The sequence below is a fragment of the Pantoea sp. Nvir genome (genome assembly GCF_009829915.1).
Classification (GTDB): Bacteria; Pseudomonadota; Gammaproteobacteria; order Enterobacterales; family Enterobacteriaceae; genus Pantoea.
In genome coordinates, this window is record NZ_SZZW01000002.1 from 154,670 (window position 1) to 181,526 (window position 26,857).

Annotated in this window: 14 protein-coding genes and 2 pseudogenes; 7 read left to right on the top strand and 9 right to left on the bottom strand. The window is 37.9% G+C overall.

Going from position 1 to position 26,857, the window contains the following annotated elements:
• Window positions 1-127 precede the first annotated feature (127 nt).
• The 3 genes from rplY to nfo form a co-directional block, all read right to left on the bottom strand.
• The gene (gene rplY, locus FD729_RS02485) at window positions 128-412 is read right to left on the bottom strand and encodes a 50S ribosomal protein L25 (protein WP_159931708.1); all 285 of its coding nucleotides are present in this window, start codon (window positions 410-412) and stop codon (window positions 128-130) included.
• 1,145 nt (window positions 413-1,557) lie between these two features.
• On the bottom strand, window positions 1,558-2,256 hold the full coding sequence (locus FD729_RS02490) for a hypothetical protein (RefSeq protein WP_159931709.1): 699 nt from the start codon (window positions 2,254-2,256) through the stop codon (window positions 1,558-1,560).
• Between the two features lie 976 nt (window positions 2,257-3,232).
• On the bottom strand, window positions 3,233-4,105 hold the full coding sequence (gene nfo, locus FD729_RS02495) for a deoxyribonuclease IV (RefSeq protein WP_159931710.1): 873 nt from the start codon (window positions 4,103-4,105) through the stop codon (window positions 3,233-3,235).
• 1,191 nt (window positions 4,106-5,296) lie between these two features.
• Here nfo and FD729_RS02500 point away from each other — a divergent pair.
• The 5 genes from FD729_RS02500 (at window position 5,297) to mglC (ending at window position 13,459) form a co-directional block, all read left to right on the top strand.
• Entirely contained in the window at window positions 5,297-6,763 is a 1,467-nt protein-coding gene (locus FD729_RS02500) for an amino acid permease (protein ID WP_159931711.1), read from the top strand.
• A 1,055-nt stretch (window positions 6,764-7,818) separates the two neighbouring features.
• Window positions 7,819-8,493, top strand: a complete 675-nt coding sequence (folE, locus tag FD729_RS02505) for a GTP cyclohydrolase I FolE (protein WP_159931712.1) — start codon at window positions 7,819-7,821, stop codon at window positions 8,491-8,493.
• Between the two features lie 1,356 nt (window positions 8,494-9,849).
• Window positions 9,850-10,848: a galactose/glucose ABC transporter substrate-binding protein MglB gene (gene mglB, locus FD729_RS02510; RefSeq protein ID WP_159931713.1), complete on the top strand. Its 999-nt coding sequence runs from the start codon at window positions 9,850-9,852 to the stop codon at window positions 10,846-10,848.
• Between the two features lie 72 nt (window positions 10,849-10,920).
• Window positions 10,921-12,441, top strand: coding sequence for a galactose/methyl galactoside ABC transporter ATP-binding protein MglA (gene mglA, locus FD729_RS02515; RefSeq protein WP_159931714.1), 1,521 nt, complete (start codon window positions 10,921-10,923; stop codon window positions 12,439-12,441).
• A 19-nt stretch (window positions 12,442-12,460) separates the two neighbouring features.
• Complete coding sequence (gene mglC / locus FD729_RS02520) at window positions 12,461-13,459, top strand: galactose/methyl galactoside ABC transporter permease MglC (RefSeq protein WP_159931715.1); 999 nt, start codon at window positions 12,461-12,463, stop codon at window positions 13,457-13,459.
• A 101-nt stretch (window positions 13,460-13,560) separates the two neighbouring features.
• Here the strand turns inward: mglC and sanA are convergent, their stop codons facing one another.
• The 3 genes and pseudogenes from sanA to metG form a co-directional block, all read right to left on the bottom strand.
• The gene (sanA, locus tag FD729_RS02525; protein ID WP_159931716.1) at window positions 13,561-14,223 is read right to left on the bottom strand and encodes an outer membrane permeability protein SanA; all 663 of its coding nucleotides are present in this window, start codon (window positions 14,221-14,223) and stop codon (window positions 13,561-13,563) included.
• A gap of 137 nt (window positions 14,224-14,360) precedes the next feature.
• Complete coding sequence (locus FD729_RS02530) at window positions 14,361-16,058, bottom strand: NAD-dependent malic enzyme (protein ID WP_159931717.1); 1,698 nt, start codon at window positions 16,056-16,058, stop codon at window positions 14,361-14,363.
• 930 nt (window positions 16,059-16,988) lie between these two features.
• Window positions 16,989-18,591 (bottom strand): annotated as a pseudogene (gene metG / locus FD729_RS02535) (methionine--tRNA ligase); the annotation flags it as partial.
• Window positions 18,592-19,278: 687 nt separating this feature from the next.
• Between metG and ahpC the strand changes: the two are divergent.
• Window positions 19,279-19,842, top strand: coding sequence for an alkyl hydroperoxide reductase subunit C (gene ahpC / locus FD729_RS02540; RefSeq protein WP_159931718.1), 564 nt, complete (start codon window positions 19,279-19,281; stop codon window positions 19,840-19,842).
• Window positions 19,843-20,382: 540 nt separating this feature from the next.
• On the opposite strand, the gene thiD is transcribed toward ahpC, so the two are convergent.
• Both thiD and FD729_RS05385 read right to left on the bottom strand, forming a co-directional pair.
• Entirely contained in the window at window positions 20,383-21,186 is an 804-nt protein-coding gene (gene thiD, locus FD729_RS02545) for a bifunctional hydroxymethylpyrimidine kinase/phosphomethylpyrimidine kinase (protein WP_159931792.1), read from the bottom strand.
• A gap of 723 nt (window positions 21,187-21,909) precedes the next feature.
• Window positions 21,910-22,107: pseudogene (locus FD729_RS05385) on the bottom strand (diacylglycerol kinase family protein); the annotation flags it as partial.
• 1,383 nt (window positions 22,108-23,490) lie between these two features.
• On the opposite strand from FD729_RS05385, the gene dcd reads away from it, so the two are divergent.
• Window positions 23,491-24,072 (top strand): dCTP deaminase, encoded by a 582-nt coding sequence (gene dcd / locus FD729_RS02555; protein WP_159931719.1) that lies wholly within the window; start codon window positions 23,491-23,493, stop codon window positions 24,070-24,072.
• Window positions 24,073-24,718: 646 nt separating this feature from the next.
• Here dcd and FD729_RS02560 read toward each other — a convergent pair.
• The gene (locus tag FD729_RS02560; protein WP_159931720.1) at window positions 24,719-26,284 is read right to left on the bottom strand and encodes a TerC family protein; all 1,566 of its coding nucleotides are present in this window, start codon (window positions 26,282-26,284) and stop codon (window positions 24,719-24,721) included.
• Between the last annotated feature and the right edge of the window lie 573 nt (window positions 26,285-26,857).

Sequence of the window (26,857 nt, forward strand, 5' to 3'; positions counted from 1 at the left end):
AGCTGAAAAATCTTAAAAGCAGCGCTATCAATAGCAGATATTTATCTTGCGTATTACCTGTTAATAGACATTTTCATTTTAGGGTTAAAAAAACGCTTGATAATAATGTCATTTTATTTTTAGGTAATTAAATACGCATAAAGTCAATGTGGTTTAATTTTAGTTTGAACGGATGACGTTGGACAGCCTGTATTTTAACTTTAGTTTCTTTACTGTCGACAACTACAGTCAAAATACTACTGTAAAACTCAGGTTTTTCTTGCATGTTCATTATAGTATCGTGATCTAATATGATGGGTATAGTTTCTTCATCACCACCATAAATAATTGCCGGGAATTTATTTTCTGCGCGTAGTCGGCGGTTCGCACCCTTACCTTTTTTTTTACGTATCTCTGCGTTTATAGTGAACATGATGATATCTCTTAATGAAATCCTCTGCTAAAGGCTACTCAAAAATAGTGATTCTAGATGCTAGAATGGTTATTATTGTAACCACAATATACAGAGAAAGCAAATAATTTACTATCGCCTAGCGAAACTTATCGGAATGATAGAAGCAACTTATGCTTATAATATTTAACAAATAAATTTCTTGATTATTGGGTATGTAGTGTACGCTTCCTGGAGTAGAGGAAAGTTCTCTATTTGATATTAACAGGAACGTCTTGTAGTTATCCTACATTAATCACTTAAAATTAACTATTGACCAGTCAACCAGTGGTATAACCACTCGGCAAATAAAATAAAAAAACAAACACCACTATTTATTTTCCCGTATACCAAGTTTTTATAACAGAAATAACATATTTGATACCTTATTTAATGAAGTGTTTAAAAACTTTATTAAACACTAAAATTAAGATGAAATCTTCTCATAGAAAATTGTTAATATTAGAAAAATATATATCTTGAATATATTTATGAGTAAATATGAACAGAAAGGCGCATGGATCAATAACTTATAGTATTTTCCTATAATGTAATCCAAACTTCATTTGGAGATTCTAGTACTCATTAGCTTACTCTTGAAACTGCTTTGAAAATTACTTTCGTTGTGGATAATCAGTAATTAAAATTAATACGCATATCCGCTATTATTTAGTATAAGGAATGTATTCAAGAGAAGTAGTATAAAACAGAACTTCAGATAGATATAAATTACGAAAGTCATTCATAACTTCTTTTCTGATCAAGTACCCATAAAGCACATCACTATTTTCTCATTGGCTAATATTGGTATGTTAGTTCCATTACTGATGTTTTAATAATAAAAGCGAGCATTAAAGACATTAGGTGATATGTCTTAAAGAAGATCAATTCTTTTGCAAGAAAGAGTGTAGATATCTGTTAATAACTTGCTTATCTTATTGTTAATGTAAAGTAAAGACTTGTTAGTACCAAAGAAAATAGCATAAAAAAATAATCTACTACTCCTTAATGTTCCTAGTTCTTTATGTGATTTAAACCAACTTGAATCATAAGATATAAAAATATTTTTTATTTAACCCTTAACTAAGTGTTTATAAACTCTTCTATTTAAAAGGTAATGACTATGGCTATTTATATTTATACAGCAGTTTATGACACAATGTGTTGATGAGAACATCGCTCAGCGGAGTTAGTAGTATCCAGCTCATTCCAATTAGCAACACCGAAAGCGAACCAACAGCAATATCGGTAAACCAATGCGCACCCGACATTATGCGCGGTAGAGAGAAGATCACACTGATAGAAGCACTGATGAAAAGTGTGTGGAACCCGAAGTAGCGCCACATAAAGCAAGAGAAGATCATTAACATCATGCCGTGATCACCAGGGAAGCTGTTGCTAGAGGCATCTTTAGTAGTAATGCCAGTAAGTAGGCTAACGCGATGCGCGTTTTTGAAAAAAAGAGTTGGGCTTTTATGTTGCACTGGTAAAAGGTGACTAAGTTGATTGATGATCAACGCACTGAGCAACATGATGATGCCGATTGCCAGTATCCGTTGGCGGCCTAATAGTGTTTCTCGGTTCCAGTAAAAAAAATAGATAATACCCATCGCAAATAGTGATATCAGATCGAAAACTCGACAGTTAGTGACTGCGACTAGTAGTGCAAATCCCGGATGGTGAACAATTTGATTATTAAAGCTAAAAAAAATAACCTTATTAATACTTGCCCAGAAACCATGGTTCGGTGGAAGATACCAAGAAAGAAACAGTGCAAAACCAATTGCATTTAGCAATAGTATTGTGACAAGACGAGTTGTGCGCATGGGATGCACTCAAAGAAAAATTATGGTTTAAATTAACTTAATGAGTTGAAATGACTTTTCGACTAATATGACAGACACCTGCATTAAGCTATCGGCCGAAACTATTAGGTTAATAATCAGGTTAATAAGGCCTATTATCGCAAATTTTAACATGCGATTCATTGGTTTAAATACTTATTTATGCAAGATGTACCCCTACAAATTACATATGCTATTTAAGAGTTCATAACTGGTGTTATGATACAATATAGTACTACAAGGTAAAATCTTGTATCTTTTTTGAATCTCCTAGTTGTATGTAAAATGGTTACTCTGTCACATTTTATTACATCTAGTAAGAGCTAGCAAATCGTTTCTTATTTTAGCAGTATTTTTGTATCTATTACCAGATCAGCTGATAGCTATCAGCTTGAAGTTAAGATGTTGTGCAGTCCTCTATTGATTTTCGATTCTACTTGATGTAAGTCAAGATGCGTTAGGATACCGCATCCTAAGTTCACTAAACTGGTCACCAAATACTTCAGTACTTACTAAGTTAAGCTTAGCTTGATAAGCCGTATCAAACATTCAGCTGGTTTCATTGCGAATTCTCGCTTGTCGATGATAGATGATATATATAGAGAGAGGGTAGTACGGTCGGATATTATGCTAGTCGTTTACTGGTAGGTACAGACATAGAGAACACAATACTGCTGTGCACCAACACACCTTTCAAAGGTGTGTCTCTGCTGACACCATGTACCTCAAGAAGGATGGCAGGTGGCATATCTATTGTTCATTTTTAAAATGAACATGCTAACGCTGGTGTTGAGTTACTAAATATTAATTATCACGGGTACGCAATAAGACTAAATTAGTTGAGTATAAAATAACGGGACAGAATTAAAAAAAACTACGGTCTGCTATAATTCACACAGGCCGTTGGTTTCTTCTACCTATTACCTATGCTGCTTGCTTTAAAACAGCACTTAAAAGATTAAGAGAGATACAATAAACTATTTTTTTGATTTTTCTGCTGTGATTTTAACCACGCAATCTCATCTTTCCAGATATCCGGATTGATGGTTTCAAGTATCATTGGAATACCATTAAAGCGCTGATCTTGCATGAGCCAACTAAATACTGTTGTTCCGATATTGCCTGCACCTAAACTATGATGACGATCAACACGACTACCAAGGCAGCTTTTAGCATCGTTAAGGTGCATGCCGCGCAGATACTGAAAGCCGACAATATTCTCAAAAGCGGTAAAAGTCTTTTCACATGCCTCTTCAGTACGTAGATCGTAGCCACTTGCGAAGGCATGACAAGTATCGATACAAACACCTATGCGAGATTTATCTTCAATATGTTCTATAATAGTTGTCAGATGTTCGAAACGGAAACCCATATTGCTACCCTGCCCAGCTGTGTTCTCAATTACTGCTGTTACCTGTGAAGTTTTATCTAATGCAATATTTATTGATTCGGCAATGCGCTTCAAACAAGCATTTTCCTCTATCTGATGTAGATGGCTACCTGGATGAAAGTTAAGCAGTGTTAAACCTAGTCGTTCAGCACGCTGCATTTCATCAATGAAGGCTTCACGCGATTTTTCTAGTGCATCTATGACTGGATGACCGAGGTTAATTAGAAAGCTATCATGTGGTAAAATCTGGTGTGAACCAAAATTATATTTTTTACATGCAGATTTAAATGCGTCAATTGTAAAAGTAGAGAGTGGTGTCGCTTTCCACTGCCTTTGATTCTTGGTAAACAGGGTAAAAGCGGTAGCTTCTAGTTCATGTGCACGGATCACTGCCTGATCCAGGCCTCCAGCAGCACTAACGTGTGCGCCGATATATTTCATGCCGCTTTCTCCTAAAAATACCTAGTTAAACGGGGCCTAATACGTCATATTCAACATGCTTAACTTGTAAAATACTACTCCAGTAGATTGACCTGTACCCGATAAAAAATAAACCATTCACTCTGGGGAAAAATCATATTCTGCGCAAGCATTATTTATTTTCGTACTAGCGCAAAACAGCAGGTGAAAATAACGTACTTGGATACATGTACATATCCTTTCAATAATACCCGCATCAAATTAGAATTTTTGTTAATATCATTAGACTTTAAAATTGGTAGATAATAAAACAATTAAACAGTTGTACGAGGCCATAAATCTAGTGGCACACTTTATAGATTGACGACGTCTTGGGCTGCGACTGTAAAACAGTACTCACTGCTCAAGCAGAATTACATAAATAGTTAATATTGCCTGTTTTATTCCTTAACTCTAACTGTATGACCAGTAATTACCATCTAAAATGTGATATTTATCAATAATCTTAAAATGAAAATGTAAGAAATCTTTTATAAAAAGATTGGTATCAGGAGAAAAACAGTGTTGTAAATGCTCCATGACTACTACTTATGAGTAGGTTTTTTACAAACTGTTTAATAAGAAACAGGTAGTAAAATATAATACTGACAAGTGAGTATATTTGTCGAATGCTACTACTGAGGTAAATATTCACGATATGTTGTATAATGAATGCAAGGAGAAAAGGAGAATATCTAGGACCTGTAAATTATATTTTACCGGTATTGTAATTATCTACATCGCATGTATTAAGCAGTGAAAATAGCACAATATATATCTACGCAAGTAGTACTATCAAAGAATCCTTTGACCATTTTTATGGTGAATAGCAGTCTATGTTCGGAATTTTCCTCTCCTATAACTGAAACTGAGTATCGGTAATGGGATATAATTGGCGTAATTAGTCTCTTTCTGCGTCCATGACCGTTTAATTAATAAATCGAACTAAATGACTTAATGAATAGTCAATTTTGGTTAGAAGATGATCTAGTTATGAACGCACGCCATACAGTATTGCCACTAATAGAAATACTTCTTTTCTATTTTCAGTAGACAATATAGTAGTTTTTCTTGTAATTCGGCGACGACCGTGAAGCTAATGCATGGCAGAACATATTATGTCAGTTCTGTCTAGAATAAAGTGAATTTCTAGAAGAGAGATAGTGTGTGCACATGCATAAAAAAGCAAATAAAACACAACAATCTACTTTACGACGTGATTTAAAAGAACGTCACTTGACGATGATTGCCATTGGCGGGTCGATCGGCACTGGTCTCTTCGTAGCCTCAGGTGCTATCATATCGCAGGCAGGACCTGGCGGTGCGCTACTTTCCTATGGATTGATTGGTTTAATGGTATACTGCTTGATGACAAGCCTCGGAGAACTTGCAGCCTTTATGCCGGTTTCCGGATCCTTTGCTACTTATGGTTCAAAATATGTAGAAGAGGGTTTTGGTTTTTCTTTGGGATGGAACTACTGGTACAACTGGGCCGTGACTATCGCTGTGGATCTCGTGGCTTCACAGTTAGTAATGGATTACTGGTTCCCTAATACGCCGGGTTGGATCTGGAGCGCACTCTTCCTTATCCTAATATTTCTGCTTAACTATATTTCAGTGAAAGGATTTGGTGAAGCTGAATACTGGTTCTCGCTGATTAAGGTGATAGCCATCATTATTTTTATCATAGTCGGTATGTTGATAATCCTTGGTATCCTACATGGCGGTGAACATGTTGGCTGGCATAACTGGCATGTTGGTGAAGCACCATTTGCAGGTGGTTTTTCTGCCATGATAGGCGTGGCGATGATTGTAGGATTTTCTTTTCAAGGTACTGAGATTATTGGAATTGCTGCAGGTGAATCTAAGGATCCGGCAAAAAATATTCCGCGCGCGGTGCGCCAGGTTTTTTGGCGTATTTTGCTGTTCTATATCCTCGCTATTCTAATCATCAGTTTAATTCTACCTTATAACGATCCACTACTGCTGAATAATAACGTTACGGCTATCAGTATCAGTCCTTTTACATTAGTATTCAAAAATGCGGGGCTGATGTTAGCAGCAGCGGTAATGAACGTGGTAATACTAACTGCAGTGTTATCAGCTGGAAACTCGGGCATGTATGCTTCAACGCGTATGTTATATAATTTAGCCAATGAAGGTAAAGCACCGCGCATTTTTGCAAAGCTATCGAAAGGAGGGGTACCGCGTAACGCACTACTAGCTACTACTATGCTGGCAGGACTCTGCTTCCTAACCTCGAAATTCAGCAACCAGGAAGTATACCTATGGTTGCTAAATACTTCAGGCGTGACCGGTTTTATCGCTTGGCTTGGCATTGCCATTAGCCATTATCGCTTTCGACGCGGCTATATTGCACAGGGTAATAGCCATCTTCATCTGCCTTACCGTTCTAGCTTTTTTCCGCTTGGTCCAATTTTCTCCTTTGTTCTCTCCCTGAGTATTACTTTCGGCCAGAACTATAAAGCATTCCTTGCAAATCATATCGACTGGTACGGCGTTACCGCTACTTATATTGGAATCCCGCTTTTTTTAATTATCTGGATGGGATACAGGCTAATATGTGGCACCCGTTTCGTGAAATATAGAGAAATGCAATTCCCAATATACAAAGTTTGACTATTTAAAAAAATCATGAGGTGCGATCAGGAATTTTTTTTCATTTCGACCCCGGGTATAGGGAATCTTACTTTATACAGCTGCCGTGATATCCAGCTGCTAGTGTCGTTATCATCGTTATCTATCTATTATAAATATTCATTTTTCTTTTCATGGTTCCAGTAGCTAGGATATATTCTATTCTTATTAATTAATTATCAACGTGCATTACCATGTGAATGACACACCGATCAATTGATTAATTGAGATTAACGCGACACAGTTAGGAAAATAGCCAAAAGATAGAACATGTTTTATGGGTTACTGACTATGTGTATTAGAATAAATATGATATATTGGTGTTTTAAGATGAATCGTGATTTTCTTTTTCCTCTATGCCTTCATACTTATGCCTAAGTACTTATCGAGAGTACCACGTTCCAATCAATATTAATCTAATATAATTTAGAGGATTATGTAAAAGGTATTGGTGGCAATTAGTTAGATTTTTACAAACAGTGGCGCATTTGTTGAATTTTACTGGAGGTAAAGGGTTACCTATCCAAATGTTTTCAACCTGTACCGGTCGCTAATAATATAGTAACTTTCTGTAAAAGAACCGATGATAGGGCTCCAGTAGAGTTATCGGGTACATTGATGCTGTCTCTCTCCTAACGAAGCGAAAAAAATTTTCAACTGGTTCACTCGTTGCCATACGTTAAGAACCCATATACTGCCTATTTGTAATAGGAAAATGCACTACATTGGAAGATCTATGCATTTTATGAAGGATTTGATGTAAGTTATTTAATTTATTTAAGCTCAATAAGCTGAAAGCGAATGGTGAGATATGTGGAAGACCCTGCGTGGGATCACGATGCAGTTAGTTTTTTATTTAAGATAGATGTTTTTTATTGCCAATCTAGTTTACTGGTATTTTAAAAGACATTATCAATAACTTTCGTAGAAATAATGATTTATTAGTAGATTAATTAAATAGAAAGCTACACAATGTGTACCAGAATGGAGCCTGCTGATCTCTCCGGTGGGTTTTTATATTTATGGAGATGATTACGATGAGCACCCTGAGTCAAGAAGCTATCTTGGTTCACGAAATGCTACTAGCGCGAGGCCTAGAAACACCGTTACATACATTAGCAACTAAAATGGGTTATGAAAACCGTAAACGCCTAATTGCTAGCCATATGACCGAAGTTATACAGCTACTAAATTTAGATCTTGGAGATGATAGCTTAATAGAGACACCATATCGTATGGCTAAAATGTATGTAGATGAAATTTTCTCCGGTTTAGATTATTCTAATTTTCCGAAAATCACAGTTATCAAAAACAAAATGAAAGTTGATGAAATGGTAACAGTACGCGACATCACACTGATTAGCACTTGCGAGCATCACTTTGTAACAATTGATGGTAAAGCTACCGTAGCTTACATCCCAAAAGACAAGATCATTGGTTTATCTAAAATTAATCGCATTGTGCGATTCTTCTCCCAGCGTCCACAGGTGCAAGAGCGTCTAACCCAGCAAGTTCTTGTAGCTCTACAAACTCTTCTCGGCACCAATAGTGTTGCTGTTTCTATTGATGCAGTGCACTATTGCGTAAAAGCACGTGGCGTAAATGACGCTAACAGTGCCACCACTACAACCTCTCTAGGTGGACTGTTTAAGTCGAGTCAAAGTGCCCGTCAGGAATTCTTGCGTACAGTGCGACATGTGGAAATTACATAGCGGTTAATGCTTGCCTCTTCTTCCAATTTAAGAGATTAGTTAGTAGGATCTATGATGTTATTTCGCACTGGCTTTGATTATGTGGTTACTTAGTTTTAAGTATTCTGTTATTCAACAGGGAGTGTTTTTCCTAACTTTGTTTATTACCTTGAAGTTAGCCTAAATAGGCATTTCTTGATTTATTATTCTCTAGAATTTAGTAGTAACAAGTAACTCTAGATTACAACTATTACTACCATGTGGTAGGCATCAGTCTCTGATAGTCGACATATTTTTATTTTTCTATATGAAAAATTAATCCGCAATGTTTCATACGGTTGGTTGGGTTGTGACGTGGGAATAGAAGAGAAGTTTTCTGATTTATTTTTGTTATAAATAGCCCGTTTGAATTACTATTGTATGATATGTAATGTACATTACATAGACACACGTATATTTTATATACCGTTGTATATTAACATAAGTAATGCTGCGTTTCAAATAATGATAATTATTATAAAGTTATATATTGTACATAACTGTCTGCTTTATGTGTGACGTTTTTACTTTACTAACTTGCCATTCCTGAGAATGGCATTTGCAGTGCCTTCTCCAGTGTATTAACTATTGTTATGTAACGTATGCAAAATCTAACTATAAAGTATAATAAGATCCGCTCATTAATTTATGGGATTCAATAACATTATAGGTATTCTAATGTCGACTAGTATAGTCCTACAAGGGAAGACGGATGTATTTACTATTAGGACTCAATGTAACCCCCTCACAGAAATTTTGCTTCTTTAAAAAAGATAACAACGGTAGCGAGGGCACAAGCGCTGCTTGTGAGGGTTAACATAATAAAGGCATCTGTTTTATTTTGAAATGCTTTGTTGCAGTGGAGTATATTACTTATGCTGAGTAGTGTCGCAGTTAGCCCGGTACAAGTGCGTAATCCACCTTTACTATCAAATATAGAACGCCATCATTCGACGGCATAATTGAAAATGCAGATTAGATCACTAATGTGGTCAAGAGTTGTATGTAAGTATTTATAATATGTGATTACATTCACAGTTAATTAACATTGTACTTACTATATACAATGATATTTCCTCAGTATGAGATACTGTATAATGACGTGATAAGCACACCTGGTGTTGCTTCGGCAAGCTGTTAAGGTGGTGGGCATCGTTTTTAATAAAATGTATCGCACAAAGAAAAAAGTCCCTAATCGTAGTTTAGCATCTTAGTGTGATGTTGCCCACTTATTTTTTTAATTAATTCGACGCATTATGTTTTAATAAAGACTCCGCTTACTCTTATGTTAAGAGTGAGGAAGGAGCTATGTATTTCCCTATAAAAATCGGAGATCTTATGAATAAGAAGGTTTTTGCGTTCATAATTTTTTTAGTTACCAGTATGGTATTCGGAGCAACAACCTATGCAGCAGATACGCGTATAGGAGTTGCTATCTATAAATATGATGATAATTTTATGTCTATGGTGCGCAAGGACATTGAGAAAGAAGCTAAAAAAATTGGTGGCATACAACTGTTGATGAATGACTCGCAGAATGACCAGTCTAAACAAAATGACCAAATTGATGTACTGATAGCAAAAGGTGTGAAGTCGCTAGCGATTAATTTAGTTGATCCAGCTGCTGCTGCAGTAGTAATTGATAAAGCACGAAGCAACGATATTCCAATAGTTTTCTTTAACAAAGAACCCAGCATGAAGGTGCTGAACAGCTATGATAAAGCTTACTATGTTGGTGCTGACTCTAAAGAATCAGGTATTATTCAGGGTAAATTAATTGAGAAGCACTGGAAAATGTCTCCAAACTGGGACCTTAATAAAGACGGTCAAATCCAGTTTGTAATGCTAAAAGGTGAACCTGGCCATCCGGATGCTGAAGCGCGTACTAAATACGTTATTGACACCCTGAACAAGGACGATATTAAAACGCAGCAGTTATTAATGGATACCGCGATGTGGGATACCGCTCAGGCCAAAGATAAAATGGACGCTTGGCTCTCCAGCCCGTACGCCAGCAAAATTGAAGTAGTAATTGCTAATAACGATGCCATGGCAATGGGAGCAATTGAAGCGCTGAAATCCCACAATAAGACTTTAATTCCAGTGTTCGGAGTCGATGCGCTTCCAGAAGCGCTGACGCTGGTAAAATCTGGAGCATTAGTAGGCACTGTGCTGAATGATGCTAAACGCCAGGCGCAAGCAACGCTAGATGTGGCGAAAAATTTAGCCGACGGCAAAGCAGCGACGGAAGGCACCAACTTTGCAATTGTTGAAAAAATCGTTCGTGTGCCTTATATCGCAGTTGATAAAGACAACCTTTCTCAATTCCAAGAATAAAATTCTGTCCGTGAGGGTACCGCCAAGCCATACCCCTTTTCAGATGACCAAACCCCTTTAGCCAGGTAAATTATGGGCAGTGATGATCTGACTGTACAGAGTGAATATCTGCTGGAAATGGCGAATATATCAAAATCATTTCCAGGAGTAAAAGCTTTAGATAATATAAACTTAAAAGTACGGCCTTACTCTGTTCACGCATTGGTAGGTGAAAATGGTTCCGGTAAATCAACATTATTAAAATGCCTGTTTGGTATTTATAAAAAAGATACAGGAAATATCCTGTATCAAGGTAAAGCAATTGATTTTCAAAGTTCAAAAGAAGCGCTGAAAAACGGCGTTTCAATGGTGCATCAGGAACTAAATCTTGTTTTACAGTGCTCGGTTATGGACAATATATGGTTGGGACGCTATCCCCAAAAGGGACCCTTTATCAATCAAAATAAAATGTATAGTGATACTAAAGCAATATTTAAAGAACTAGGCATTGATATCGATCCATACCACAAGGTAGTCAATCTTTCTATCTCACAGATGCAGATGATCGAAATTGCTAAAGCATTTTCCTATAACGCCAAAATTATCATCATGGATGAGCCTACCTCGTCATTAACCGAAAAAGAGATAATCCATCTTTTTACTATAATTCGTAAGTTGAAAGATTCCGGTTGCGGCATTATTTATATATCTCATAAGATGGAAGAAATTTTTCAACTGTGTGATGAAATTACGATTCTGCGCGACGGGCAGTGCATTACTACTCAGAAGCTGAAAAGCTTAGGTATGGAGGAAATTACTGCCATGATGGTTGGTCGTTCTCTTAACCAGCGATTCCCGCACAAGAGTAATATGCCAGGAGAAGTTATTCTTGAAGTATGTAATTTAACTGCTCTGCGTCAGCCGTCAATTCAAGATGTCTCATTTTATTTGCATAAAGGGGAGATCCTGGGTATTGCTGGATTAGTAGGTGCCAAACGTACTGATATCGTCGAGACCCTATTCGGCATGCGCGAAAAGGTCAGTGGCACTATCAAACTGTACGGTAAGGAGATTAATAATACCAGTCCCAACAAAGCTATTAAGAACGGTTTTGCGTTGGTAACTGAAGAGCGCCGCTTTACTGGTATTTATGCCTTTCTAGATGTGAAATTTAATTCATTAATCTCTAATATTTATAAATATAAAAATAAAATAGGGTTACTAGATAATAAAAAGATGAAAAACGATACCCAATGGGTTATTGAAGCTATGAGTGTGAAGACATTAGACCATAGTACGCAAATCAGGTTTCTTTCAGGAGGAAACCAACAAAAAGTAATTATTGGCCGCTGGTTATTAGCTCAACCTGAAATATTGATGTTAGATGAACCAACACGCGGTATTGACGTTGGAGCTAAGTTTGAAATCTACCAACTCATTATTGAATTGGCAAAAAAAAAGAAAGGTATTATTATTATTTCCTCAGAAATGCCAGAGCTGTTGGGTATTACCGATCGCATTCTCGTCATGAGTAATGGTAAGGTAGTCAGCATTTTAGATACCAAGAAAACCACGCAGAATGAAATATTGCGTTTAGCGTCATTATACCTTTAATAAAGCAAGGCCTGTTAATATGAAAAAGAATGCGCTAACCTGGCTGAGAGAAAACGGTATTTATGTTGTGCTAATGGTTTTATTGGTTATTATTGTTTTCCGAGATCCAACATTTTTAAATCTAATAAATCTGAGTAATATCCTCACTCAGTCCTCAGTGCGTATTATTATTGCACTGGGGGTAGCAGGGTTAATCGTCACTCAGGGTACTGACTTGTCAGCAGGTCGTCAAGTCGGCCTAGCGGCGGTGATATCTTCGACTTTACTTCAGTCTATGGATAACATCAATAAGGTATTCCCTACGTTGGATACAGTACCAATTCCGGTAGTTGTCCTAGTGGTATGCTTCAGCGGAGCTATTATTGGTTTAGTGAACGGTGTGATTATCGCCTATCTCAAAGTGACACCGTTTATTACCACACTTGGCACCATGATTATTGTTTACGGTATTAACTCCCTCTATTATGACTCCCTAGGTGCCTCGCCTATCTCTGGTTTCGATAGCCGTTTCTCAAAGTTTACCCAAGGGTTCTGCTACTTTGGAAATTTTAAGGTGTCATATATCACTTTTTACGCAATCATTTCTATCATTTTAGTATGGATTCTGTGGAACAAAACTTGCTTTGGAAAAAATATTTTTGCTATCGGTGGCAACTCGGAAGCAGCAAAAGTTTCTGGTGTTAACGTTCGTTTTAACCTTATTTTAGTATATACACTTTCTGCTGTATTCTACGCCTTCGGAGGAATGCTAGAAGCGGGACGTATTGGCAGTGCTACCAATAATCTCGGCTTTATGTATGAGTTAGATGCTATCGCAGCATGTGTAGTGGGTGGTGTTTCCTTTGCAGGCGGCTTGGGAACAGTAACAGGCGTAGTGACTGGTGTGATTATTTTTACCGTTATTAACTATGGTTTAACCTATATCGGCGTTAGCCCTTACTGGCAATATATTATTAAAGGTAGCATAATTATCTTCGCGGTAGCACTAGATTCTCTGAAATACGAACGAAGAAAATAAGCTGTAAAAGATCTACCTCCCTAAGCAAATTTAGGTTAATTTAGGTTAATAATGATGATGTCTTATTGTACGTTTTCTACTAATTTTGCGACTAAATCGTTTTAGTTATGCGCATCTTCCCGCTTATGTACTGTAGGAATAGGTAGATGTGGTCCAAGAAAGCGTGGTTTGCGTTTCATCACATAAAGATCTACTAAAGTGCCAAGTCGTGCTCCTACCTCGCGGAAACGTACGCTGAATATATTCTTCGGCGAGGCTACCGCATAGCACTGAGCCTGAATGCCCATATGTAGGGCAATAAATAGAGCACGTTCGCAGTGGAATCGCTGAGTAATGATGATGAAATCATTAATATCAAATACCTTACAGGTACGTACAATAGAATCAAGGGTACGAAACCCAGCGTAGTCCAGTACTATATCTCGCGGATTGACGCCAGCTTTAATTAGATCATGACGCATGGTCATAGGTTCGTTATAGCTAGTCATAGCATTGTCGCCGCTTAGTAGAAGGTAGCTAATCTTACCTCTATTATAAGCGTTCAAAGCACCTTGAATGCGATAGAGGTAATACTGGTTATAAACACCAGTACGGTAGTACTTAGCAGTTCCTAGCACTACTGCAACCTGCCGAGGCGGCAGCAATTCGATATTTTCATATATATATGGTGCGGTTTTCCAGCTGATCCAGCGATCTAAACTGAGAGTGATCACAATCATTAGTAAAATGACGAAAAAAAGAATAGTAAAACCGGATTTTAACATACGTGCTATCGCTCAATGTTAGAAGAAAATTAGTGCCTCAAGGCTACTTGAAGGCTTGTACTAAAGTAAGATACCACTAATTTTATGTAGTCTTTTCTTTAAGCACTTTCCCGGTCCATTCCAATCAACGTTTACTTTCAGATCGAAGTACGACGATAGTGACGATAATGCGGCGACCAGAAGTTATTTAAGACTGCATGCTGTAGTACGTCTGCTGACGTTACTACTGCCACACCTGCTAGCTGTGATGCTTTACCCACTTCCATTGCAATAATTTTTGAAACACATTGAATATCTTTGATTTCCGGTAACACTGGACCTGTGCCCTCATTTACCAGTGGTGAACAGTCAGCCAGCGCACGGCTCGCCATCATTAGCATTGAATCAGTGACACGTGTAGCACCGGAGGCGATCACACCTAGACCGATGCCAGGGAAAATATAGGCGTTATTACACTGCGCGATAGGATAGGTTTTCCCTTTCCAGTTTACAGGAGAGAAGGGACTACCAGTCGCCACTAGCGCATTGCCGTCCGTCCAGGCAATAATTTCGGCTGGAGTCGCTTCTGCACGTGATGTTGGATTAGAGAGTGGCATAACAATAGGGTTAGGACAGTGCTTGTGCATTTCTCGGATGATTTCTTCGGTAAAGAGTCCTGGTTGACCAGAGACGCCGATAAGAATATCTGGTCGCGTATTGTACACTACTTCAAATAATGAAATTGAATCACTAGTAGTATCCCATTCTTTAAGATTTTTGCTTTTTTGTGCTAGCTTACTTTGGAAATCGAGTAGATTAGGCAATCTATCGGTTAGTAGGCCACCACGATCCACCATCATCACGCGCTCACGTGCCTCTTCGTCGCTTAATCCTTCAGACTTCATGTGTGCAATTATTTGTTCAGCAATGCCGCATCCTGCAGCACCTGCGCCGAGGAACACCACTTTCTGTTCACACAGTCGGCTGCCTGCTGCACGGCTGGCAGCGATCAACGTGCCAACTGTTACAGAAGCTGTTCCTTGAATATCATCGTTAAAGCAGCATAATTCGTTGCGATAACGCTGTAGTAGTGCCATCGCATTTTTTTGGGCAAAATCTTCAAACTGTAGTAGCACATTCGGCCAGCGACGTTTCACCGCTTGGATAAAATCATTAACAAAGGATTGGTACTTTTCACCGGTGATGCGTGGATGACGCCAGCCCATATAGAGTGGATCGGTCAGCAACTGTTGATTATTGGTGCCAGCATCTAGCACTACTGGGAGCGTATAGGCAGGTGAAATACCGCCGCAGGCAGTATAAAGAGATAATTTTCCAATGGGGATACCCATGCCGCCTATGCCTAAATCACCAAGGCCAAGAATACGTTCACCGTCGGTCACTACGATCACTTTCACGTTCTGCTTGGTAGCGTTCTGCAGCATATCTTCAATGCAATCACGATTTGGATAGGAAATAAAAACTCCGCGCGCGCGCCGGTAAATCTCGGAAAAGTGCTCACAAGCCACACCGACAGTTGGCGTATAGATGATGGGCATCATCTCTTCAAGATGGTTGTCGAGTAGTCGATAGAAAAGCGTTTCATTAATGTCCTGAATATTACGTAAATAGACGTGTTTATCGTTATTATTTTTAAAGTCCTGAAACTGACGCCATGCACGCTCAGCTTGTTCTTCAATACTCTCGACAGCTTCAGGTAATAATCCGTTGAGATTAAATTCGTTGCGTTCTTTAATAGTGAACGCACTGCCTTTGTTGAGCAAGGGAAATTCCAGCAAGATTGGGCCAGCATGGGGGATATACAACGGACGCTTACTTTCGTACTCATGTTCCATTAATAGACGCTCCGGTTATAGTATTGTTTGGAAAAGCGCAAACACCAAATCGTTTTTTTGGATGGCGTGGTGCACGATCCTATCCTATCTCTCACCGAGAGATAGGATTTAGAGAGAAAAATTTTTTAAAATCTTGCCTTTTCTTAAGATTTTTTAAAATAGAATACGTACTAGCTGTTGACATCCTTCAGTCCCACCGGTTCGCTTGCTTCATACTTCATATTCAGTAGAATTATTGCGATTTACAGAAAAGCAGTGCGTTTGTAAATAGAAAATAATGGGCACCATACTGTTAAATATCGCAACTAGTCCTCTATCAATCAATACGCAGATAGCGTTGGTGGTATAGGAAGTATTATACAAGAGACGGAATAATCATCATTTTAAGCGATTAGAATAGTTGTGACTATTCTTGAAGGCACAACCATCTCCCTATAGTTGGATGTGCCTTAATTATTGCTTTTTAGATCCACCTATAAAGATAAGGTAGAGTTTTTTTATTTGTATAAAGATCTTTCTCTCTCGTGATATTTAAAAACACCATCTTTTACGGAGATCCCCAGCTCATCTTACATGCGGGATGAATCTAACAACAAACGTCTAGTATTTTCTCTAACAGTAAGGACAGCCTAGGTAGAAAAGGCGTGAATGCCAGCGGCATCTCAAGATTTTCGATTGCCAACTATCAATTAAGAATCTATAACAAATTTTATTACAAGATAACATCAGCGTGGTTTTTGTAGTGGGTACTATTCGTATGGGGATACCCATGCTCCTATCTACTTTATCAAGGACATATCTATTATCTATAATAATCTTTTGTTATGAATTAATGCATCCGATGAAACTAGTCGGTAACAGGTTTATTAGATACTGTAGCATCCTTTTCCGAAGTTTCGATCTCTATCACCGCGTTTACTTTAGTTATTTCAATACGTCTATATAGGGTTTTGAACGGCATGATCTGATGGTTAAGTAATGGTTGAGCGATGGCGTCCCAGTACAGTTCTTTATTAAGAAAGGCTTCAGTACGCTCACTCAAGGTTGGTAACACTGGCTTCAACCAAGTCATCAGTATACGAAATAGGTTAATGCCCATTGAGCATATCGCTTGCAGGTCAGCATTTTGACTTTCTTCTCTCGCTATCACCCACGGCGCCTTCTTATCTACATAGCGGTTTGCCAGATCAGCCAGTGCTATAATTTTACGGATGGCCCGGCTGAACTCACGGTTCTCCCAAGCCGTACCAATCTCTTCAGAGGCATCAAGAAAAGTCTTATAAAGTCGTGGATCCGCTAGTTCGTCCGATAGCTGCCCATTAAAACGTTTAGTTAGGAACCCAGCGTTTCGTGACGCCAAGTTAACCACCTTGTTGACGATATCAGTATTGACGCGCTGCACGAAATCTTCTAGGTTTAGATCGATATCATCAAGACGCGAAGAAAGCTTGGCGGCGTAGTAGTAACGTAGGCTATCGGCATCTAAGTGCTGGAGCCAATTACTAGCCTTGATAAAGGTTCCACGTGATTTTGACATTTTGGTACCGTTTACCGTTACATAACCATGCACAAAAAGATTATTAGGCTTACGGAAAGCACTCCCTTCTAGTATTGCCGGCCAGAATAAGCTATGGAAGTAGACGATATCTTTGCCAATAAAGTGATAAAGCTCGGTAGTGGAATTTTTATCCCAAAACTCATCAAAATTGATATCTCCGCGCCTGTCACATAGATTTTTAAACGCTCCCATATAGCCGATAGGTGCATCTAGCCAGACGTAAAAATATTTACCCGGCGCGTCAGGGATCTCAAAGCCAAAATAGGGAGAATCACGTGAAATATTCCATTGTTGCAGTCCACATCTGAACCACTCCTGCATTTTATTAGCTACTTGCTCTTGTAGTGCTCCTGAGCTTGTCCACGATTGTAACATGATGTTGAATGATGGCAGATCAAAGAAAAAGTGATCGGAGTTGCGTATTTCCGGCGTCGCACCTGAAACCACCGACTTTGGGTTGATAAGCTCAATTGTACTGTAGATTGCACCACACACTTCGCAGTTATCGCCATACTGATCCTGAGCTTTACATCTCGGACAGGTACCTTTTACAAAACGGTCAGGAAGAAACATCCTTTTTTCTGGATCGTAGAGCTGAGAGATATTGCGTTTTTTAATGAATCCTTTTTCTTTCAAACGAGTATACATCAATTCCAACAGCACGCGATTCTCTTTGCTGTGCGTTGAATAATAGTTGTCGTAGCTGATGTTGAATCCATTAAAATCGGCGCGATGTTCTTGATTAATTTCTGTAATCATTTGCTCAGGAGAAATCCCTAGCTGCTGCGCTTTCAGCATAACTGGCGTACCATGCGCGTCATCTGCACATATAAAGTAAACTTGATTACCACGCATTCGCTGGTAACGTACCCAAATATCAGCTTGAATATGCTCAAGCATGTGGCCAATATGGATCGATCCGTTTGCGTATGGTAGGGCACACGTTACCATTATTTTCTTAGGGACTTGAGTCATAGTTACGTAGCTTTCTGTTGAATAACAAATGGTCTTAGATGTTAACTCATGCCATAGCTTTCGTAAATATAAGGTAGGTCTATATCCAAACTATATGATAGTACTATTGTGTTACTATTAAATACAGCGACAAAAAAAGAATTAGAGTATGATATCACAATATCGAACTTCACATTTATCTAAATGTAATGCATAAAATAATAAAAAGTGTAGATATAAAAATTATAAGTGAGTATTCTTGATGAGGTTGTTTATGGTACGTGAGTACTTTATCTATATCGGGTATCTCCAAGTTTTAGATGATGCACTCAAAACAACTCCTTTAGCAATTAAACACTATCAGGACTTAGTAAAAATAATAACATATTTTTCTTGTTATCCTTTTAATATATGCAGTAGTAATCTACTCACTGCCAATAATAAAATTTTTATACTTCTTTATTAGGTTTTAAAATAGAAATTTTTAAGTCACTTTTCGGTAAATTATGACGCCCTAATTAACCATCAAAGTACAGGCGATATGCTTCTTAATGTTTCTGCACTGACGAAACTAACCCGACTATCTTTTATTAAAAATAGCGGTTGCTACTTGTCGCATTTCATAGTTTTCGTATATATGATTAAAAATAGATAAGTATTATCTCGAGAATTTCTTTTAAAAATTACATTTTTAGCGGAGGAATTTAGATGTCTATTATTAATACTAAAATTAAACCTTTTAAAAATAAAGCTTTTAAAAACGGTCAGTTTATAACAATTACTGAAAAAGACGTTGAAGGTAAATGGAGTGTTTTCTTCTTTTATCCAGCTGATTTTACCTTTGTTTGTCCCACTGAATTAGGAGACATGGCGGACCATTACGAAGAATTCTATAAATTAGGGATAGAACTCTACTCAGTTTCTACTGACACCCATTTTACCCACAAAGCTTGGCACGATTTTTCTGCAACAATCGGAAAAATTCAGTATGCGATGATTGGTGATCCGACTGGTGCGCTAACTCGCAATTTTGAAATCATGCGTGAGGATGAAGGACTTGCAGACCGTGGTACTTTCATTGTTGACCAGAAAGGTATCATTCAGGCGATTGAGATCACTGCTGAAGGTGTCGGCCGTGATGCAACTGACCTATTGCGCAAAGTAAAAGCAGCTCAGTACGTTGCTTCTCACCCAGGCGAAGTTTGCCCTGCTAAATGGAAAGAAGGAGACAAAACCCTCTTTCCATCTCTAGATTTAGTCGGAAGAATTTAATTTATGTGTCGATTTTTTGATTATTCTTCATCGGGTGCTATTGTTATAGCACCCGATTTTTTTAAAATAAACTAACTATATTCAATACTATATTACTACATTGAAAATGTATTCTAAGGCCTATATGATATTACTTTCTACTTTATGAAAAGATTAACGGTCTTTTAAAAATAAACGCATACTCTTATCAGAGGCGGTAACATAAGTAGTATTCCAGCTATGTTTAAGATTTAAAGATAGTAACTTGTGTTTAAGTAATCAACTAAACAATTTTTTATACATATATTTTATGTCATTATTTAAATGATTTTAAATAAATTGATAGATAAGTTAATTTATTTACTGAAATCATGTTAGGGTGAGTGTTAGAAGGATGAAAAATTATCAATTTTTTAGTAACTTACTATGAGTGTAATAGTATTTCATTTCTTTATAGCATCTGAAGAATGATATTTATGCTCACAGTTAGCTACTCTATATAGCAGCTCTAATTATTGAATTTTTAGATAGAAAGTATGTATGACCTATCATACTCACCTCCTACCACCAGTGATAAAAATGGTGTACTGGACCAGTTCCCTTACCAACTTCCAGTGTATCAGCATGCATTAATGCTTGCTGTAGCCATTTTTTTGCTTCACGTAGAGTTTGCGCCCAATTTTCATGGCGTGGGCGCAATGCAGCCAGTGCGGAGGAGAGCGAACAGCCGGTCCCGTGCGTATGGTGAGTTTTGACTCGTGGCATGCTGAAACGCACTGCTCCGTGGCGCGTGATCAACCAGTCCGGACTGTCACTGCTGTTGATAAGATGCCCGCCTTTCATCAGCACAGCCTGGCAACCGAGTGCTAGCAACGCCTCGCCCTGTTTTAGCATGGTGTTTTCTTTACGTGCAATTGCACAATCAAGTAATGCCGCTGCTTCTGGTAGGTTCGGAGTAATTAAAGAAACCTGTGGCAGTAGCAGATCGCGTATACTGGCGATAGTGCCGGACGAAAAAAGAGGATCGCCGCTTTTTGCTACCATAACTGTATCTAGTACTACAAAGGGAATATCGATTCTTTTCAGTTTTTCCGATACTGTCTGTACAATGGCTGTTTCAAACAGCATGCCAATTTTCGCAGTATCGATACGTATGTCACTCAGTACTGAATCAATCTGTGCGCCTATAAAGTGGGGATCTATACGGTAGATAGACTGCACGCCGCAGGTATTCTGCGCTACTAAAGCAGTAATAACGCTAGTCCCATAAGCTCCTAATGCTGAAAAGGTCTTGAGATCAGCCTGAATACCTGCACCACCACTGGGATCGGTACCAGCAATAGTAAGCGCGTTGATCCGTTTTATGATTATACCTCCTGGACCAGCGGCCATAAGACATAAATAAAAACTACAGTAAATGCTGCCCAGTAAGCTGGGCTCGACTACACTACGATAAAAAATATGTAATCGATACTTACATAGGTACTAAAATACGTTGCATTACTTATCCTGATACTGCTCTTACCTTGAACAATTGTCAACTTAAGTAAGAAGTTACTCCACGAAATATTACAAAGAATATAACTTTAATATCGTTATATTAAATGGCCTTTAGTCAACAGCTAATACTTCAGTATTTTTTAAATGAAATGTATATATTACATATATAAAACATATAAAACAGCGGGGAAAAGTTCGAGGAGTAGAGCATTCCATGCGATATGGAGACACTCTTGTGTTTTTGATATTTAGCTTATGATACTAATCTTTAGTTCTTAACTAAAGTTCTAAACTTTAACTTAAAAGTTGTAGAAAAGTTCACATCACTCAAAAAGAATAACCTTAAACTAGCAATAGACACTTCTATGGAAGTGTGACAGCTGAGTGCACCTGGCATTACCTCAATCTTAAATGCGCGGCCGGAGAGCGCTTCACCATCTATATTAAAGGTCATGTCATTTAGCGATATACGGACTTTAGTGTTTCTAGCGTTTCGTTAATGATACACGTGCCGAAGCCACGAGTAGCCATGTTGATAAAATAATACTCTTCATTTACCCGTGCTAAATCTATAACATGGGCTTTACCTTAGAGCACTAGACGCAGTACAGCTTGCATTTTGATAGGAATACCTACGCCATTAGAGAAATAGTTCGCTATTCCAAGTGGAAGAATACCCAGTGCAGGCCTTTTTATATTCTGAATCGTAGCCAGCACTGTAGCAATTTCGTTAATAGTACCATCTCCTCCAACTGCAATGGCAGTTTTAACATCTAGCTGCATCGCTTCGTCAGCATAACTTCAATGTAGCCTTTCTCCCAAGTTACACGTACGTAGATCATAAATACTTCATTACGTAGCTAGCGCACTTATCGCGGTACGTAAATTCTCGTTACCAATGCCTTTACCATTAAGAATCATTAGACTAATGAAATTGCTTATTCATTTTATTTCCTTAAAAAACATAAAAATTTCTGCTTATAGGATAGTTAGGATGGAAAATTTCAGGAAGGAAATTCGCAAAGAAGAATGTAAAAGTTCTTGATAAAATAATTAGTTGAGTAATGTTACTTTTAACAAAATAGTTAATGAACGGTATCTTGCTTGTAAGAGATCCTCTGTAGGAGGAAGGGATATTGACGAGATAATCATAGGCCTCGGTCTCTAGTATTAAGGTCTATCCCACATCCTCTCTAACGCGCAGTCGGGAGGGGTACTTTTGTTACTCTTATCTTTGAAGAGTCCTATGCATATTTTTAGCGATATTAAAAAAATCGCGCCAGATTTTCTAAATTTGTCAGATGTCCGATATTGAAAGATTATTTTTCAGAAAGAGTCTTCAAAGTATGAAAATTGCCATGCAGAGAATACATTTCTCTCTTTCTTAGCTTGCTACTAGCAAGCGTATAATTACAATTGCTTATCACTTTGCCGGTTTTATCTTTCCTTGCAGTAAAAACCTTATCGGCATGTTAGCTGATATGCTTTGTTTTAAATTAACATTATTTATTATAATCGATTTATATATCTCAAAGGAAAGAAGGGGGGGATCGCTTTGTTTTTTATCTTTCTTACACTGATACTATTACGGTCAGGATTTACCAAGTGGTGTCCTGATGTATAAGCGCTATATTTATTACATAGGAACATAATTAGGCAGTGGCTAGATAGATCATATAGAGTGTGTATATGCAAGGTAAGCTCAATTTAGTGATTGGCTTGAAAATGTGCTAAATTAGCATTTTTGGTAAGATACTCAAGCACTAGTATAAGCATTGACCGTGGTGGAGATATTTTCAATTTTTTGTTATGTAGCGTGTTAACCCCCTTTTGCATAATATTTATTTCATACTCCCGCGGATGGATATCAATCTAATGTCTGTGGTGACGCATCACATTAACTAGGGCGTCCGATCTATGGGTGATACTAATTATTTAGTATCAGAATACTGTACATCCAATATTTCTTTATTTTATCGGAAGTTAAAAGAATAATTTTGACATTATTATTCCGCATTGAATAACGCAGTTTAAAAGACCTTATCATACTTGATATATTCAAGAGCAAAATAAGCCATTTTAATAGATCGTGTCTAGATTAACTCTTGGCGGGTGGCTTAACACGTGATCTTCATACTATTTATTCTACTTGTTAGGAAGTTACCATTAATGAAATTATGTGACCGCGATATTGAAATTTGGTTGGATAATGGCCGATTAGCCATTGATCCACGTCCGCCGATGGAGCGCATTAGCGGCGCGACTGTTGATGTGCGTCTGGGCAAGCAATTCCGTACTTTTCGGGGGTATACTGCGGCCTTTATTGATTTAAGCATTCTGAAAGATAAAGTAAATATTGCATTGGATCGAGTAATGAGCGATGAGATCGTATTATCTGAAGGTGAAGCTTTTTTCCTACATCCTGGAGAATTAGCGCTAGGAGTGACATACGAGTCAGTAACAATACCGGATGACCTTGTTGGGTGGCTAGATGGCCGTTCTTCGCTAGCACGTCTTGGTTTAATGGTTCATGTTACCGCACATCGTATCGATCCGGGCTGGCATGGAAGTATAGTACTGGAGTTTTATAACTCTGGTAAATTACCTCTGGCGTTACGTCCTGGTATGCTAATTGGTGCCCTAAGTTTTGAGCTACTTTCTGGCCCAGCGGCACGGCCTTATAATCGTCGTAAAGATGCTAAATATCGCGGGCAGCGGGGTGCTGTTGCCAGTCGTATTGATAAAGATTAATATCGTGTTATGGCATATTAGCACATGACAGTGCTTCTAATGAAGCTTAAAGTGGAAAAAGAGTGTATAATGTAAGCTAATATACTTTATACTCGAATGCCATGCACAACGTGGCATGGTGTGTATTTTTAATCTCTAAATAGAGACCTGAGAACTAAAGATTTAGATAGGATACATTAAATTTTCATTAATCTACGTAGTAGAAGTGTGAACCTACATGCAGTAATAAAGTTAGCATAGAATTTATTTATAGCAGTGATATTTGTGTAGTGCAGTTGCTAATGCTAGAGATCGCCTCAGTAATTATGAGAGTATTGATAATAGTCAAAATATCAAACAAATAGGCGATTTCCTAGTGTTTAGTTGTGGCATATGATACTTTCAAAAATTATAAATTAATACTATGTCCTATTTACAGGATACTGGGTAGCAGATATACCAAAATAGTAGCTAAATGTGGCATTTTCTTAAAATCAATCTGCTAAACGTTGATGATAGTATGTAGTATACATGATTGGTCGTCGATAAAATTTTTTAGTAATTTAACAAAACATAAAATAGCTTATCGATGTAAAATCGGTCGATCGCCATACAAAAAAAGTGATAACGATTGCTTAAGCAGTGACTACATTGATAAATCCTGCCTTTAATCATGTTCTTTATGGTTTTTCAAAATTTCAACTTTTTGCACGCGATGATTTTCTACCTGTAAAACACGTAATAGGTAAATGCCAACTTGTAAAGTTTCCCCTTCTTCTGGCACGTGCTGCAGACTGTCCATCAGTAGTCCTGCTAATGTGTGATAGTCTTGCCTCTCATATAGCGGTAGCTTGATATAAAGCGCTAAATCCTCTAAAGGTATATGACCGTTGACAATCCAGTGGTTTTCTGCTACCGCTTGCACATCGTAGCGAGCATCAATATCTTCTCCTTTAAGAGGTAAATTACCGGCAATAGTCTCCATTAAATCGCTGAGCGTAACAACGCCTTCTACTGAGCCAAATTCATCTACAACAAACGCAAAATGGGTGCACGCTTGGCGAAATTGTTCTAGCGCCTGTAGCAACGTCAGGCGCTCTGGAAATACTAATGGCTGACGAATCAAAGCACGCAGATCAAGAGAATGCTGGTGCAGTGACTGGTGTAACAAATCGATAGTATGCACTACACCCATTAGTTCATTACTTTTATCAGTAATAAATAGGCGCGTATGTTGGTTGCGGTCAAGACATGCCATAATCTCCGATAGATCAGCATCTAAATTGATATGTTCCACATCATGGCGTGGCGTCATAATGCTGTTGACGTGGCGCTGGGCAAAGCCCAGCACACGCGCAATCATAATACGCTCCTGATAATTAAATAAAGCGTGCCTATCGTTCTCAGTAATGAGTAGCGCACTTTTTGGATCTAGCTCATCATAGTCATTCTCGCCTCGCAATAGTCTTAATACAGTTTCTGCAGTACGCTGACGAAGAGGTCGACCCGCTGACAGCTTGCGGCGTTGGTTACGCTGTGCAAGTTGGTTGAACGCCTCTATTAAAACTGAGAAGCCAATTGCTGCATACAGATATCCTTTAGGAATAGCAAATCCGAGTCCTTCCGCCACTAGGTTAAAGCCTATCATTAATAGAAAGCTAAGGCAGAGAATAACTATGGTGGGATGGTTGTTGACGAAGTGCGTTAATGGCTTACTTGCTAACAGCATCAACAGGATTGCGATTGTCACCGCAGTCATCATTACCGGGAGTTGGTTAACCATGCCAACGGCGGTAATTAACGCATCCAACGAAAAGATAGCATCTAGTACTACAATTTGTACTACGACTGGCCAGAATTTAGCACCGCGTTTTTGTTGATTTTGCGTGTTTTCGTGACCTTCTAGGCGCGTATTAAGCTCGGTAGTTGCTTTAAATAACAGAAATAGCCCCCCAAATAGTAGCAGGATGTCGCGTGCGCTAAAAGGATGATAATGTAAGGTGAATAGCGGTTGAGTTAGAGTGACTAACCAAGATAGTACGGCTAGTAACAGTAATCGACAGAATAAGGCTAGCAGTAACCCGCTAATGCGAGCGCGATCTCGATCTTTGTCAGGCAATTTTTCTACTAGAATAGCAATAAACACTAGGTTATCGATTCCAAGAACCAGTTCTAAAATAATTAGCGTGATTAACCCCGCCCATAACGAGGGGTCTGCAAATACCTCCAACATTCTTTAGCCGCCTGAATATATCCTAAGCTAGTAAAATTTAAGAATGGAGCACAGTGCTGGGCACAGCGATACCTTATCCTGGTCATTCGCATAATGTGTAATACGGTAGCTAGTACTGTCCAATAAAGCACATAAATAATCTAATTGATTTCTTTTAGAAAATTGAAAAATCATTCAAAGTAGTGAATAGTAACATAGCATATTATTATGGTAGCGAAGAGAAAAAAGTTTTGTCAAAAGTGTAGTTTGTTTTTCTAATCAATATGGAATAAATCATATTTAAGTAGATGCACTTTTCAAGTGGCCTTCTAGTAAGTTTATATATTTATCTCTACTTATTTTAAATAAAAAATTATAAATAATATAGTAATACATTGACGAAAATTTATAATGATGTTCATACTCATTGATGAGTCTAATGTTAAATTTAGATAGTACAAATTATAGCATGGTGTTAAAGATAAAGTATCTTTTCTAATATTTAAATTGAATCCATGTTAATTTGTTATAGTACTTTACAAGGTAAAGTGTAAAGCAATTATCATGTAACTAATGATTTTTATTAAAAATCAA